This is a genomic window from Streptomyces dysideae (assembly GCF_001514305.1).
GTDB classification, from domain to species: Bacteria; Actinomycetota; Actinomycetes; order Streptomycetales; family Streptomycetaceae; genus Streptomyces; species Streptomyces dysideae.
Genome location: NZ_KQ949108.1, coordinates 113,690 through 125,774 on the forward strand (window position 1 = coordinate 113,690; position 12,085 = coordinate 125,774).

The 12,085-nt window shown below is 71.5% G+C and carries 12 protein-coding genes; 5 read left to right on the plus strand and 7 right to left on the minus strand.

Annotated features, from left to right (window positions below; genetic code table 11):
* Window positions 1-23 precede the first annotated feature (23 nt).
* From AQJ91_RS37845 to AQJ91_RS37860, 4 genes are all read right to left on the minus strand, one after another.
* Window positions 24-728, minus strand: coding sequence for a 4-carboxy-4-hydroxy-2-oxoadipate aldolase/oxaloacetate decarboxylase (locus AQJ91_RS37845; RefSeq protein WP_067031122.1), 705 nt, complete (start codon window positions 726-728; stop codon window positions 24-26).
* Window positions 725-1,477 carry a PIG-L deacetylase family protein gene (locus AQJ91_RS37850; RefSeq protein WP_067031124.1) on the minus strand — a complete coding sequence of 251 codons (753 nt, stop codon included), beginning with the start codon at window positions 1,475-1,477 and terminating at the stop codon, window positions 725-727. Before AQJ91_RS37850 ends, AQJ91_RS37845 begins: the two co-directional genes overlap by 4 nt.
* Before the next feature lie 48 nt (window positions 1,478-1,525).
* Entirely contained in the window at window positions 1,526-2,176 is a 651-nt protein-coding gene (locus AQJ91_RS37855; RefSeq protein ID WP_067031127.1) for a GntR family transcriptional regulator, read from the minus strand.
* Between the two features lie 124 nt (window positions 2,177-2,300).
* Complete coding sequence (locus tag AQJ91_RS37860) at window positions 2,301-3,305, minus strand: LacI family DNA-binding transcriptional regulator (RefSeq protein ID WP_067031186.1); 1,005 nt, start codon at window positions 3,303-3,305, stop codon at window positions 2,301-2,303.
* Between the two features lie 111 nt (window positions 3,306-3,416).
* Here AQJ91_RS37860 and AQJ91_RS37865 point away from each other — a divergent pair, with 111 nt between their 5' ends.
* Window positions 3,417-4,568 carry a Gfo/Idh/MocA family protein gene (locus AQJ91_RS37865; protein WP_067031130.1) on the plus strand — a complete coding sequence of 384 codons (1,152 nt, stop codon included), beginning with the start codon at window positions 3,417-3,419 and terminating at the stop codon, window positions 4,566-4,568.
* On the opposite strand, the gene AQJ91_RS37870 is transcribed toward AQJ91_RS37865, so the two are convergent.
* On the minus strand, window positions 4,558-5,589 hold the full coding sequence (locus tag AQJ91_RS37870; RefSeq protein WP_067031133.1) for a LacI family DNA-binding transcriptional regulator: 1,032 nt from the start codon (window positions 5,587-5,589) through the stop codon (window positions 4,558-4,560). The two genes, AQJ91_RS37865 and AQJ91_RS37870, sit on opposite strands and share 11 nt — an antisense overlap.
* A 107-nt stretch (window positions 5,590-5,696) precedes the next feature.
* Here AQJ91_RS37870 and AQJ91_RS37875 point away from each other — a divergent pair, with 107 nt between their 5' ends.
* Genes AQJ91_RS37875 through AQJ91_RS37890 form a run of 4 tightly spaced genes read left to right on the plus strand, consistent with a single transcriptional unit; the run spans window position 5,697 to window position 9,723 of the window.
* Window positions 5,697-6,863, plus strand: coding sequence for a phytanoyl-CoA dioxygenase family protein (locus AQJ91_RS37875; RefSeq protein ID WP_067031136.1), 1,167 nt, complete (start codon window positions 5,697-5,699; stop codon window positions 6,861-6,863).
* Between the two features lie 17 nt (window positions 6,864-6,880).
* On the plus strand, window positions 6,881-7,657 hold the full coding sequence (locus AQJ91_RS37880; RefSeq protein ID WP_067031139.1) for an SDR family oxidoreductase: 777 nt from the start codon (window positions 6,881-6,883) through the stop codon (window positions 7,655-7,657).
* A 42-nt stretch (window positions 7,658-7,699) separates the two neighbouring features.
* Window positions 7,700-8,704: a Gfo/Idh/MocA family protein gene (locus AQJ91_RS37885; protein ID WP_067031142.1), complete on the plus strand. Its 1,005-nt coding sequence runs from the start codon at window positions 7,700-7,702 to the stop codon at window positions 8,702-8,704.
* Window positions 8,701-9,723, plus strand: coding sequence for a Gfo/Idh/MocA family protein (locus tag AQJ91_RS37890; RefSeq protein ID WP_067031145.1), 1,023 nt, complete (start codon window positions 8,701-8,703; stop codon window positions 9,721-9,723). The genes AQJ91_RS37885 and AQJ91_RS37890 overlap by 4 nt, the downstream gene beginning before the upstream one ends.
* Before the next feature lie 364 nt (window positions 9,724-10,087).
* On the opposite strand, the gene AQJ91_RS37900 is transcribed toward AQJ91_RS37890, so the two are convergent.
* Complete coding sequence (locus AQJ91_RS37900; protein WP_067031151.1) at window positions 10,088-11,110, minus strand: Gfo/Idh/MocA family protein; 1,023 nt, start codon at window positions 11,108-11,110, stop codon at window positions 10,088-10,090.
* A gap of 25 nt (window positions 11,111-11,135) precedes the next feature.
* A complete protein-coding gene (locus tag AQJ91_RS37905; protein WP_067031154.1) occupies window positions 11,136-12,038 on the minus strand; it encodes a sugar phosphate isomerase/epimerase family protein in 903 nt (300 codons plus the stop codon).
* Window positions 12,039-12,085 lie beyond the last annotated feature (47 nt).

Below are 12,085 nucleotides of genomic sequence, written 5' to 3' on the forward strand. Positions count from 1 at the left end.
GCGGACCTCGTCGGGCACGGGGGTCACGACCGCTCCCCCTCGTACTCCTCACAGGTCTTGTACTCGACGCCGAGGCGTTGGAGGGTCTCGCGCAAGCCATAGCGGTCCAGGCCGAGTTGGCCGTCCAGGAAGGCGGCCCGGGTGGCGGCCTCCTTGGCCTCGCGGGCCTCGGACCGCTCGGCCGTCTCGCGGGCACGCTCGCGCGGTACGACCACCACGCCGTCGTCGTCGGCGAGGATCACGTCGCCCGGGCGGATCACCTGGCCGTCGATCGCGACCGGCACGTTGACCGAACCGCCCGTGGCCTTGACGGTGCCCTGTGCGGAGACGGCCCGGGACCAGGAGGCGAAGCCCATGTCCCGCAGTTCCTGGGTGTCGCGGATGCCCGCGTTGGTGACGACGCCGCGCACGCCGCGCCGGTGCAGCGCGGTGGCGAACAGTTCGCCGAACATGCCGTCGGTGGACGGCGAGGTGGTGGTGACGACCAGGATGTCGCCCTCGCCGCACTGCTCCACGGCGGCGTGGATCATGAGGTTGTCGCCGGGCCAGCTGAGCACAGTGACGGCGGTTCCGGCGACTCGTACGCCCTGCTGGATCGGGCGGATTCCCGGGCCCAGCAGGCCGGTTCGGCCCATCGCCTCGCTCACCGTGGCGACGCCGAACCCGGCCAGCGCGTCGACGTCCTTCGCGTCCGCCTTCGGCGGGTTCGTGACGATCACGCCGCTCATGCCAGCTCCTTCGCGATCTGCGGGTAGGGGCGCATGTAGGCCTCGGCCATGGTCTTGTGGGCCAGGCCCAGGTTGGGGCCGGCGTTGCGCTTGAGCTGGACGCCGCGGCGTACCGCGAGGTCGGTGTAGTAGTCCCACAGGTGCTGCTGCGCGCCCAGGCACTCCATCGCCTTGCGCTTGGTCTCCCAGACCTCGGTGATGTCGAGGAGGACCTCTGGCTTGAAGCCGCTCATCTCGGGCTGGTGCGGCTCGAAGTAGAAGACCGGCGGGGCGCCGATGATCTCGCCGGGACCCGGGTAGCCGATGGCCTGGGCGAGGACACGGGCCTGAAGGGCCATGCGGTTGGCGGCCGGGTGGTCGCCGTTGTACGGGTCCTCGGTGGGGTGGGTGAGGACGACGTCGGGCTGGGTCTCGCGGTAGACCTCGACCAGCTGGTCGGTCAACTCGGCGGTGGCGACCAGCGGGTAGTCGCCGGCGTCGAAGAAGCGGACCTCGGCGCCGAGGGTGGCGGCGGCGCGCTCGGCCTCGTCGCGGCGTATCGCCTTGATCTCGTCGAGCTTCTTGCCCTCGCGCCAGGCTTTGGCGGACTCGCCGCGCTCGCCGAAGGTCAGACAGGCGATGGTGACCTGCTCGCCCCGGGAGGCGGCGAGGGCGATGGCTCCGCCCGCCCGCCACACGAAGTCGCCGGCGTGGGCGGTGACGACGAGGGTCGATCGTGAGGTGGCGGCGGGCTCGCCCGTGTGCGTCATTGCTGGATCTCCTCGGCTGACAGGTGGTGCGCCCGACTCACGCGGCTCTCAGTCGCGCAGCGCCTCGATCACGCTGGTGAGGTGGGCGCGGACGGCCGCCTCGGCCGCCTGCGGGTCCCTGGCCCTGACCGCCTCGATCATCGCCAGATGCTCGTTCAGGGAGTGCTGTGGACGTCCCGGCCTCAGCGCCAGCTGGAAGCGGTGGCGCACCAGTTGTGCGTTGAGCCGGTCCAGCAGCTCCAGGGCCGTCTGCTGGCCGGAGTACTGCCGGATCTTCGCGTGCAGTTCCTGGTTGAGTTCGGAGTACGTCATCGGCTCGCCGTCGGCCACGGCCTTGGTCATCGCCGTGCCCAGGTCCGCCAGTTCGGTCAGCTGCTCGTCGCTCGCCGCGACGGCCGCCTTCGCCGCGCACAGCCCTTCGAGGACCATGCGGCACTCGGTGATGGCGACCGCTTCCTCCACGGTCACCACCCGCACCCGCGAACCCCGGTTGCGGATCCGCTCGACGAGGCCCTGGGCCTCCAGATCGATGAGTGCGGCGCGGATGCTGGCCCGTGTCACACCGAACTGCTCGGCGAGCTCGTTCTCCACCAGCCGCTGTGCCGGTGCCATCTCGCCGTGCAGGATCGCCTGGCGCAGCTGCGCGAACGCATGCTGCTTGGCCTGCTCTCCGGTGCTCGGACGGGCTTCTTTCGGCATGTGCCCTCCCTGAGTGAGTGCCTGTCGAACCTAAATCCAGCCAAACAGAATTGTCAACAATTTCGTCTGCCGTATTGCGTGCATAATTCGGGGCCGGACACCCTCAGGCCGTTGACACGAGCGGTCAGTGCGTGGGTACGGGTGCTGTCGTGCCGCGGATCTCGAGGGTCGGCCCGGCCAGGTGGACCCGCCCTTCGCCGCCGGTTCCCTCGAAGCGGTCCAGGAGGCGGCGGGCGGCGCGGCGGCCGACCTCGTGGCTGGCGTTGTCGACGGTGGTGAGCCATACGTGGCGCAGCCGGGCGATGCTCGTGTTGTCGTAGCCGACGACGGACAGGTCACGCGGCACCCGCAGGCCCAGTTCCTCGGCCGCCGACAGGGCGCCGACGGAGGCGATGTCGTTCACGGCGAAGAGCGCGGTGGGGCGGTCCGGGCGGCTGAGCAGGCGGACCGTCGTGCGGTAGCCGCCCTCCTCCGTCATGTCGCTCGGCTCGACGACGGCCTCGTGCGCGAGGCCGTGCGCCCGCATCGTCGCCTCGAAGCTCCGCCGGCGCAGCTCGCCCACCGCGCCGTACCCCGCGAGGTGCGCGATCCGCCGGTGCCCGAGCCCGATGAGGTGCTCGGTGACCAGCCGCGCGCCCTTCTCGTCGTCGTTGGCCACGACGTCCACGCCGGGCGGCACCGGCTCGCGGGCGCCCGCGACCACCACCGGGATGCGCTCGGCGACCGCCCCGAGCGCGGCCGGGTCGGGCAGCGTGCCGACCACGACCAGGCCGTCGACCCCGAGGTCCAGGAACGGGCCGGCCGGATCCTGGCCGGTACGGCGGTTCAGGCGGGCGTCGGCCAGGATCATGTGCAGGCCGTTGTCGTGGAGCAGGGAGTTCAGGCCGTCGAGCGTGTCAACGAACCACGGGTTGCGCAGGTCGTTCAGGAGGACGCCGACAGTGCGGGTGCGCTGCTCGCTGAGGCTGCGTGCGGCGGCGTTCGGGCGGTAGTCGAGGTCGCGGGCCGCCCGCAGTACCGCTTCCCGTTTCTCCGGACGCACCTGGTCGGAGCCGCGCAGCACCAGCGAGACCAGCGACTTGGAGACGCCGGCCCGGTCGGCCACGTCGCGGATCGTCGGCGGTCTCATGGACATGGACCGTTCCACGCACCCATCACGCTTGTCAAAGGGTTGACACCAGCTGAATCCCGGCTCAGGGTGATCGGGACAGAAAATGGACCGGTCCAAAGAGGGGCTGTCATGGTGGACTCGCTCGGTGTCGCCGTCGTCGGATTCGGCTGGATGGGCCGGGTGCACACCCAGGCGTACGCCCGCGTCCCGCACCACTATCCGCGGCTGAGCGTGCGTCCGGAGCTGGTGGCCGTCGCCGAGGAGGTGCCGGGCCGGGCCGAGGAGGCCGCCGCGCGGTTCGGGTTCGCGTCGGCGACCCGCGACTGGCGTGAGGTGGCCGCCGACCCGCGGGTCCGGGCCGTCAGCATCACCGCCCCGAACTTCCTGCACCACGAGATCGGCGTCGCGATGGCCGAGGCCGGCAAGCACATCTGGATCGAGAAGCCGGTGGGCCTCTCGGTGGCCGACGCCCAGGCGGTCGCCGACGCGGTCGCCAAGGCCGGCGTCCAGGGAGCCGTCGGCTTCAACTACCGCAACGCGCCCGCCGTCGAGGCCGCCCGTGACCTGATCGCCTCGGGCGAGATCGGCACCGTCACGCATGTCCGCGTCCGGCTGTTCAGCGACTACGCGGCGCATCCCGAGGGGGCGCTGACCTGGCGGTACGAGCGGGAGCGCGGCGGCAGCGGCGTGCTGGGCGACCTGGCCTCGCACGGCGCCGACCTGGCCCGCTTCCTGCTGGGCGATATCGCGTCGCTCACCGCCGACACCGCGATCTTCGTACCGGAGCGAGCCCGTCCCACCGGTGCCACGGCCGGGCACAGCCGCGCCACCGGCGGCACGCTCGGCCCCGTGGAGAACGAGGACTACGTCAACTGCCTGCTGCGCTTCGCCTCCGGCGCCCGCGGTGTCCTGGAGGCCTGCCGGGTCTCGGTCGGCGAGCAGAACAACTACGGCTTCGAGGTGCACGGCACCAAGGGCGCGGTGTTCTGGGACTTCCGCCGGATGAACGAGCTCGGCGTCAGCCGCGGCACGACCTACCAGGACCAGCCCGTCAGCACGGTGTACGTCGGCCCGGGCGACGGCGAGTTCGGCGCCTTCCAGCCGGGCGCGGCGAACGCCATGGGCTACGACGACCTCAAGGTCATCGAGGCGTACCGCTTCCTGCGTTCCGTAGCCGAGGGCGAGCCGCACGGGGCCACCCTCTCGGACGCCGTGCGGAGTGCCGCCGTACTGGACGCGATGGCGCGGTCCGCGGTGAGCGGCGCGTGGGTCAGCCTGTGAGCGGCACCGGCATGTTGTAGGGCGTCACCACCTGGATCGCGGACGGCAGCGTCGGTCCCGCGGGCGGCAGCGCGCCGTGGGCCCGCATCACGATGTGGCAGGCCTCGCGCATGTCCTGGCGCAGGTCGTGGTGGAGCACCGCGGACAGGCGCTCCTCGCGCAGCAGGCGGGTGTTGTCGTGGTCGAGGTCGTGCGCGACGAACACCGCGCAGTCACGGCCCAGGTCCGCGAAGGCGCGCAGGGTGGCGATGTTGCCGCCGCCGATCGAGTAGACGGCGCGGATGTCCGGGTCCCGTTCCAGCGCGGCCCGGACGAGGTCGTACTGGGTGGCGTCCAGGCCCTGCCCCTCGGCTATCTCGACCAGGGTGCGGTCGGGATGGCGGGCCCGCATGGCGCTGCGGAAGCCCATCTCACGCTCCTCCTCGTTGCGGAAGAAGCCGCTGCTGAGGCTGGTGAGGACGTTGCCCGGCCGCTCCCCCAGCCACTGGCCCATGAGGTACGCCGCCGTGGCGCCCGCCGCCCGGTTGTCTATGCCGACGTAGGCGAGGCGCGCGGTCGAGGGCAGGTCGGTCACCAGCGTCACGACGGGGATGCCGGCCTCCGCGAGCCGGGCGACGGCGGCGGTGGCCTCGGGGACGTCCGGGGCCTTGAGGATCACGCCCTGCGAGCCGCGCCGGGCGATCCGGTCCAGGGTTCTGGTCAGCTCCCCGACCGGGCCGGTCTCGCGGAAGTGGAAGCGTGAGCGCATGACGGCCGGGTGGAGGGACGGCAGCTCCGTCTCCAGGGCGGCCCGCACGGCCGTCGAGAAGCGCTCCGGTGCCTGCATCACTATGTCGATCATGAAGGTACGGCCGACGAGGCGGACCTGGGTGCGTTGGCGGTCCAGGTCGGCGATGGCCTGCTGGACCTCTCGCGCGGTGCTCTCCCGCACCCCTCCGCGGCCGTTCAGGACCCGGTCGACGGTGGCCTCGCTCAGGCCCGCCTGACGTGCGATTTCCCGGATCGGGAACGGGTGGCCCATGCGTCCGCTCCTTGAGGGGTTTTTGATGGGTGCCTGCCGGTTGTTCGACGGCTTTGTCATGACAAGAATGACAGCGCTGAGTCACCCCTGTCACCGAGAGGACGCCGATGTCCTTCACCTCCGTACACCGTCGTGCGTGGCTGTCCGAGCAGGACTGCGACCTCGACGTCTTCCGTGCGGTGGCCGAGCGAACGACCGACCTCGCCGACTACCCGTACGCCGCCGCCGTGGAACGGAACGTCCTCGTCTACGACAGTGCGCGGCTCCGGCGGAGCGAGGACCGGCCGGAGATCCAGGCCGAACTCGTCCGCGCCTTCACCGACGGGCCGGGCATCGTCGTCTTCCGGGGCGCCTTCCCGGACCCGGAGGTCGTGGACCGGGTCAGCGAGGTGTTCGGCGCCCTGATCGCCGAGCAGCGTGCCTCGGGCGCGAGCGCCGGGGACCACTTCGCCAAGCCGGGTGCCAACGACCGGGTGTGGAACGCGCTGGAGAAGGCGGCCCTCTACGACCCGGAGGCGTTCTCCGACTACTACGCCAACGACGTCCTGGCGCTCGTCTCCGCCGCCTGGCTCGGCCCCGGCTACCAGGTCACCTCGCAGGTCAACGTGGTCAATCCGGGCGGCGCGGCGCAGACCGTGCACCGGGACTACCACCTGGGGTTCCTGTCCAACGAGGCCGCGGCCGCCTACCCGGCGCACGTCCACCGCCTCTCCCCCGTGCTCACCCTCCAAGGCGCCGTCGCACACTGCGACATGCCGGTCGAGTCCGGGCCGACGATGTACCTGCCGTACTCGCAGACGTACGAGCCGGGCTATCTGGCGTGGCGACTCCCGGAGTTCCAGGCCTACTTCGAAGCACACCACGTCCAACTCCCCCTCACCAAGGGCGACGCGGCCTTCTTCAACCCCGCCCTGTTCCACGCCGCCGGGACCAACCGCTCCGCGGACATCCGGCGCATGGCCAACCTGCTCCAGGTGTCCTCGGCCTTCGGGCGCGCGATGGAGACGGTGGACCGTGAGGCGGTCGCCAACGCCGTCTTCCCGGTGCTGCTGAAGCGGCGGGCCGAGGGGGTGGGCGAGGCGTGGCTGGAGCATGTGATCGCCGCGAGCGCCGAGGGCTACCCCTTCCCGACGAACCTCGACAGCGATCCGCCGGTGGCCGGGCTCGCCCCGCCCGCACAGGCGGACGTCGTACGGCGCGCGCTGCGCGAGACCTGGGCTCCCGAGGTTCTGCGGGACGAGTTGAGGGCCGGCGCCGAGCGGCGCCAGAGCTGAAAGGAATCGGAACAACCATGGGACTTCTCGACGACAAGGTCGTCCTCGTCAACGGCGGCAGCCAGGGCGTCGGCGCCGCCATCGCGCGGGCGGCCGTCCGCGAGGGGGCGGCCGTGGCCGTCACCGGCCGCCGCTCCGAACCCGGTGAGGCCCTGGTGGCCGAGCTGGCCGCGGACGGGGGCAAGGCCATGTTCGTACGGGCCGACCTCGCGGACGCCGAGCAGGCCAGGGCCTCCGTGGCCCAGGTCGTCGACGCGTACGGGCGGGTCGACTGCCTGGTCAACTCGGCGGGGCTGACCTCCCGGGGCACGCTGCTGGACACCACGCCCGAACTGTTCGACCAGCACATCGCGATCAACCTCAAGGCACCGTTCTTCGCCATGCAGGCCGCAGTCGCCGACATGGTCGCGCGCAAGGCACCCGGCACCATCGTCAACATCATCACCTCGTCGGCACACGGCGGACAGCCGTTCCTCGCGCCGTACGTCGCCGCCAAGGCCGGCCTCGTCGGTCTGACCCGCAACGCGGCGCACGCGCACCGCTGGGACCGGATCCGGATCAACGGCCTGAACATCGGCTGGACGGCGACCGAGGGCGAGGACGCCACGCAGAAGGCCTTCCACGGCGCCGGGGACGACTGGCGCGAGGAGGCGGCCGCCAGACTGCCGATGGGCAAGCTGGGCCAGCCCGACGAAATCGCCGACTTCGTGGTCTTCCTGCTGTCCGACCGGTCCGGCGTCGTCACCGGCTCGGTGCTCGACTGGGACCAGAACGTCCTCGGCGGACTCGACTAGAGCTCTTGTAAGAAACCGCACCCTCCAAGGAGTAGCACCCCCATGCGTATCGGAATCCTCGGCCTCGGCCGCATCGGCGCCTTCCACGCCGAGACCCTCTCCGGACTCGACGCGGTCGAGTCGCTCGTTCTCGCCGACCCGTTCGCGGACGCGGCCAAGACCGCCGCCGAGCGGTTCGGCGGCGAGGTCGCGGACTCCCCCGAGGCGGTCCTGGCCGCCGGCATCGACGGTGTGGTGATCGCCGCCGCGACCGACGCCCACCCCGGGCTGATCCTCGCCGCCGTCGAGGCCGGCATCCCCGTCTTCTGCGAGAAGCCCGTCGCCAAGACCATGACCGAGGGCGTCGAGGTGCTCAAGGCCGTCCAGGGCAAGGGCGTGCCGATCCAGATCGGCTACAACCGCCGCTTCGACACCGGTTTCGTGGCCGCCCGGACCGCCGTGCAGGCCGGTGAGCTGGGCAGGCTGCACACCGTCCGGTCGACCACCCTGGACCCGGCGCCGCCACCCGCCGCGTACATCGCCGCCTCCGGTGGCATCTTCCGGGACTGCTCGGTGCACGACTTCGACATCATCCGCTGGGTGACCGGCCGCGAGGTGACCGAGGTGTACGCCGTCGGCGGCAACCGGGGTGCCGACTACATCAAGGAGGCGGGCGACGCCGACACCACCGGCGCGCTCCTCACCCTCGACGACGGCACCATCGCGGTGATCTCCAACTCCCGCTACAACGCCCGGGGTTACGACGTCCGCATGGAGATCCACGGCTTCCAGGACTCCATCGCCGTCGGCCTCGAGGACAAGCTGCCGCTGCGCTCCGTCGAGCCCGGCGTGACCTTCCCGGCGGGCACCCCGCACGACTTCTTCATGGACCGCTTCACCGAGGCCTACCGCGCCGAACTCACCGCGTTCACCGAGGTCGTGGCCGGCACCCGGAGCTCGCCGTGCACGATCGAGGACGCCCTGGAGGCGGGCTGGATCGCCGAGGCGTGCACACTGTCGCTGAACGAGCACCGCCCCGTGACGATCCAGGAGGTACGGCAGACATGAAGAATCCGGGCCGGGAACCGCTTCGCATCGGAGTGCTGGGCGCGGCACGCATCAGCGAGCTCTCCCTCGTCGGCCCGGCCCGGACGACCGGCCACCGCCTCGTGGCGGTGGCCGCGCGCGACCGGTCCCGGGCCGAGGCGTTCGCGGACGAGCACGACGTGGAGCGGGTGGTGGACTCCTACGCCGACCTGCTCGCCGACCCCGAGGTCGAGGTCGTCTACAACCCGCTCGCGAACGGGCTGCACGGGCCGTGGAACCTCGCCGCGCTCGCGGCGGGCAAGCACGTCCTGACGGAGAAGCCGTCGGCGAGCAACGCCGAGGAGGCCGCCGAGGTACGGGAGGCGGTCGCCAAGTCCGGCACCGTCTTCATGGAGGCCTTCCACTACCTCTTCCACCCGGTCACCCGTCGGCTGCACGAGATCCTCGCCTCGGGCGAACTCGGCGAACTGCGGCGGGTGGAGACGCTCGTCGCGATTCCCGCGCCCGACGACGCCGACCCGCGCTGGTCGCTGCCGCTCGCGGGCGGGGCGGTCATGGACCTGGGCTGCTACAGCCTGCACGCGGTGCGGATGCTCGCGCCGTTCGCGGGCGGTGCGCCGCGCCTCGTCGCCGCGCGCGGCGGGGAGCGGACGAGCGCGCATGGCGTCGACGAGTGGCTGGACGCCGACCTGGAGTTCCCCGGCGGCGCCACCGCGTCCGCGCGCTGCCACATGGCGTACGGCGACCTGGAGATGAGCTGCCGGATCACCGGCTCCCTGGGCGAGGCCTTCGCGCCGAACTTCGTGCTGCCGCACCGGGACGACCGGATCGTGGTGCGCACGGCGCAGAGCGAGCGGACGGAGCGGCTCGGTACGCGCTCCTCGTACACGTACCAGCTGGAGGCGTTCGCGGCGCACCTCCGGCAGGACACCCCGCTGCCCCTGGACGCGGACGACGCGCTGGCCACGATGCAGCTGATCGACGCGTCCTATCGGGCGGCCGGGTTCGAGCCGCGGCCGCGTACCACCGTCACCGGCTGAGGTTCCGGCGGCCGACGACACCGCGTCGGCCGCCGGACCGGTTCAGCTCCACGGCGTGGCGGTGAGGCGGATTCTCGCGTCCGCGCCGACGAGGGGCGCGGGGTGGACGGCAGCGGGATGTGGGCGACCCAGCGGCCGACGGTGGGGTCCTCGCCGGAGCGGGGTGCTCCGGCGGCCTGGTGGTCCCGGATCGCGCCGTCGATCTCCGAGTTCCAGGCGGCCCGGATTCCGGCGCCGGACTCCGGTGTTCCCACGTCGATGACGAGGGTGTCGGCGAAGTCGGCGGTCTGTTCCAGGTGGTCGCCGAAGCTCAGGATCCCGTGCCGCTCGCGCAGGGAGAGGATCCGCAGCTCCGTGAGCGGGCCTACTGATAGAGCGCGGGCCGCTCCACCAGCTCCACCTCGACCCGTACGCCCTCCTCCAGCGCCCGTACGCCCGCCTCGCACACCGCGGCCACCGCGTAGCCGTCCCACACGCTGGGCCCGGTGACCTCACCGCGCCGGGTGGCGTCGACCCAGGCCTGGACCTCGCGGTCGTAGGCGTCCGCGAAGCGTTCCACGAAGTCCTGGGCGATGATGCCGCCCCAGCGGCCGGCCGCGTGGGTGACCATGGCGTGGCCGTCGCCGATGCGGGCGGTGCCGCGTTCGCAGACCGCCTCGGCCTGGACCTGGTAGCCGAAGCCGCAGTTGACGTAGATCTCGACGTCGACGATGGCGCCGCCGTCCGTCTCGAAGATCACGAACTGGGGGTCGCGGATGCCGTCCGGCGCGTTGTCGGACGGCGTCGGGGTGAGCACGGTGACGGCGGTGATCTCGTGGCCGAGCAGCCAGCGGGTCACGTCCATCTCGTGGGTCACCGAGTCGTTGATGAGCATCTCGCTGGTCCAGCCGGGCGCGCTGGCGACGTTGCGATGCCGGTTGTGCAGCATCAGCGGACGGCCCAACTGGCCGGTCTCCAGCAGGGACTTGAGCTTCATGTACTCGGCGTCGTAGCGCCGCATGAAGCCCACCTGGACCCGCCGGTGGCCCAGCTTCCGCTCGGCCTCCAGGATCCGCAGCGCGGAGGCCGCGTCCGGCGTCAGCGGCTTCTCGCACAACACCGGCAGGTCGTGCTCGAAGGCCGTGAGCAGCGCCGCCTCGTGGGCGGGGCCGGGCGAGGCGACGAGCACCGCGTGGACGTCGGCCGCCGCCATCGCGGCGGCCGGGTCGGTGTAGGCGGTGCAGCCGTCGACGCGGGCGGCGACCATCTTGGCGCGTTCCGCGTCGACGTCCACGACGGCGGTCACCCGTGCCCCGCTGGTGACCTCCTGGATACGGCGCACGTGATCCGCGCCCATCTTTCCCGTACCGATGACTGCGACACCGAGCGTCTCCGCACGCTGGGTCATGGCGATCGGCCGTCCTTTCGGGTCGTCAGGCGCCGCAGGAACGAAGGAACTTGCGGGTCCGCACCGCGATGGGCAGCGGTTTGTCCGGCTCGCACGGGTACATGTCCTGCTCGACGATCGCGAACAGTTCGACGCCGAGGTTCTGCGCCGCGACCAGCACCGGCTCCAGCTCCGGTACACCGGACGGCGGTTCGCACATCACCCCGCGCTGCACGGCCGGGCCGAACGGCACCTCGTTCTTGACGACGTCGGCGAGGATCTCCGGGTCGACCTGCTTGAGGTGCAGATAGCCGATGCGCTCGCCGTAGGTCTCGATCAGCTTGACGCTGTCGCCGCCGCAGTAGGCGTAGTGACCGGTGTCGAGGCAGAGGTTGACCAGGTCGGAGTCGGTCGAGTCGAGGAACCGCTCGACGTGCGCCTCGGTGTCGATGTGGGTGTCGGCGTGCGGGTGCACGACGATGTCGAGACCGTACGCCTCCTTCACCTCGTGCCCGAGCCGCTCCATGCCCTTGGTCAGGTACGCCCACTGCTCGCCGGTCAGCTCCGGCGGCTCCAGGATCTCGGCGGTCTTGTCGTCCCGCCAGAAGGACGGGATGACGACCAGGTGCCTCGCTCCCATGGCCTGGGTGAGGGAGGCGACCCGGCTGACCTGCTCCCAGGTGGAGTCCCACTCGGAGGGACCGCGGTGCAGACCGCAGAAGATCGTGCCGGCCGACACCTTCAGGCCCCTCTTGTCCACCTCGTCGGTGAGCCGGGCCGGGTCGGTCGGCAGATAGCCGTACGGGCCCAGCTCGATCCACGAGTAGCCGGCCTCGGCGACCTCGTCGAGAAAGCGCACCCAGGGCACCTGCACCGGGTCGTCGGGGAACCACACGCCCCAGGAGTCGGGGGCCGAGCCGACCCGGATGCGGTCCAGCGCAGCGGCCATGTCAGGACTTCCCTTCGGACGAGGTGGCAACGGGTGCGGTGAGGTCC

Excerpts from the sequence above, each read along its gene's own strand:
- AQJ91_RS37845 (WP_067031122.1), bottom strand. The coding sequence starts at position 728 with ATGAGCGGCGTGATCGTCACGAACCCGCCGAAGGCGGACGCGAAGGAC.
- AQJ91_RS37850 (WP_067031124.1), bottom strand. The coding sequence starts at position 1,477 with ATGACGCACACGGGCGAGCCCGCCGCCACCTCACGATCGACCCTCGTC.
- AQJ91_RS37855 (WP_067031127.1), bottom strand. The coding sequence starts at position 2,176 with ATGCCGAAAGAAGCCCGTCCGAGCACCGGAGAGCAGGCCAAGCAGCAT.
- AQJ91_RS37860 (WP_067031186.1), bottom strand. The coding sequence starts at position 3,305 with ATGAGACCGCCGACGATCCGCGACGTGGCCGACCGGGCCGGCGTCTCC.
- AQJ91_RS37865 (WP_067031130.1), top strand. The coding sequence starts at position 3,417 with ATGGTGGACTCGCTCGGTGTCGCCGTCGTCGGATTCGGCTGGATGGGC.
- AQJ91_RS37870 (WP_067031133.1), bottom strand. The coding sequence starts at position 5,589 with ATGGGCCACCCGTTCCCGATCCGGGAAATCGCACGTCAGGCGGGCCTG.
- AQJ91_RS37875 (WP_067031136.1), top strand. The coding sequence starts at position 5,697 with ATGTCCTTCACCTCCGTACACCGTCGTGCGTGGCTGTCCGAGCAGGAC.
- AQJ91_RS37880 (WP_067031139.1), top strand. The coding sequence starts at position 6,881 with ATGGGACTTCTCGACGACAAGGTCGTCCTCGTCAACGGCGGCAGCCAG.
- AQJ91_RS37885 (WP_067031142.1), top strand. The coding sequence starts at position 7,700 with ATGCGTATCGGAATCCTCGGCCTCGGCCGCATCGGCGCCTTCCACGCC.
- AQJ91_RS37890 (WP_067031145.1), top strand. The coding sequence starts at position 8,701 with ATGAAGAATCCGGGCCGGGAACCGCTTCGCATCGGAGTGCTGGGCGCG.
- AQJ91_RS37900 (WP_067031151.1), bottom strand. The coding sequence starts at position 11,110 with ATGACCCAGCGTGCGGAGACGCTCGGTGTCGCAGTCATCGGTACGGGA.
- AQJ91_RS37905 (WP_067031154.1), bottom strand. The coding sequence starts at position 12,038 with ATGGCCGCTGCGCTGGACCGCATCCGGGTCGGCTCGGCCCCCGACTCC.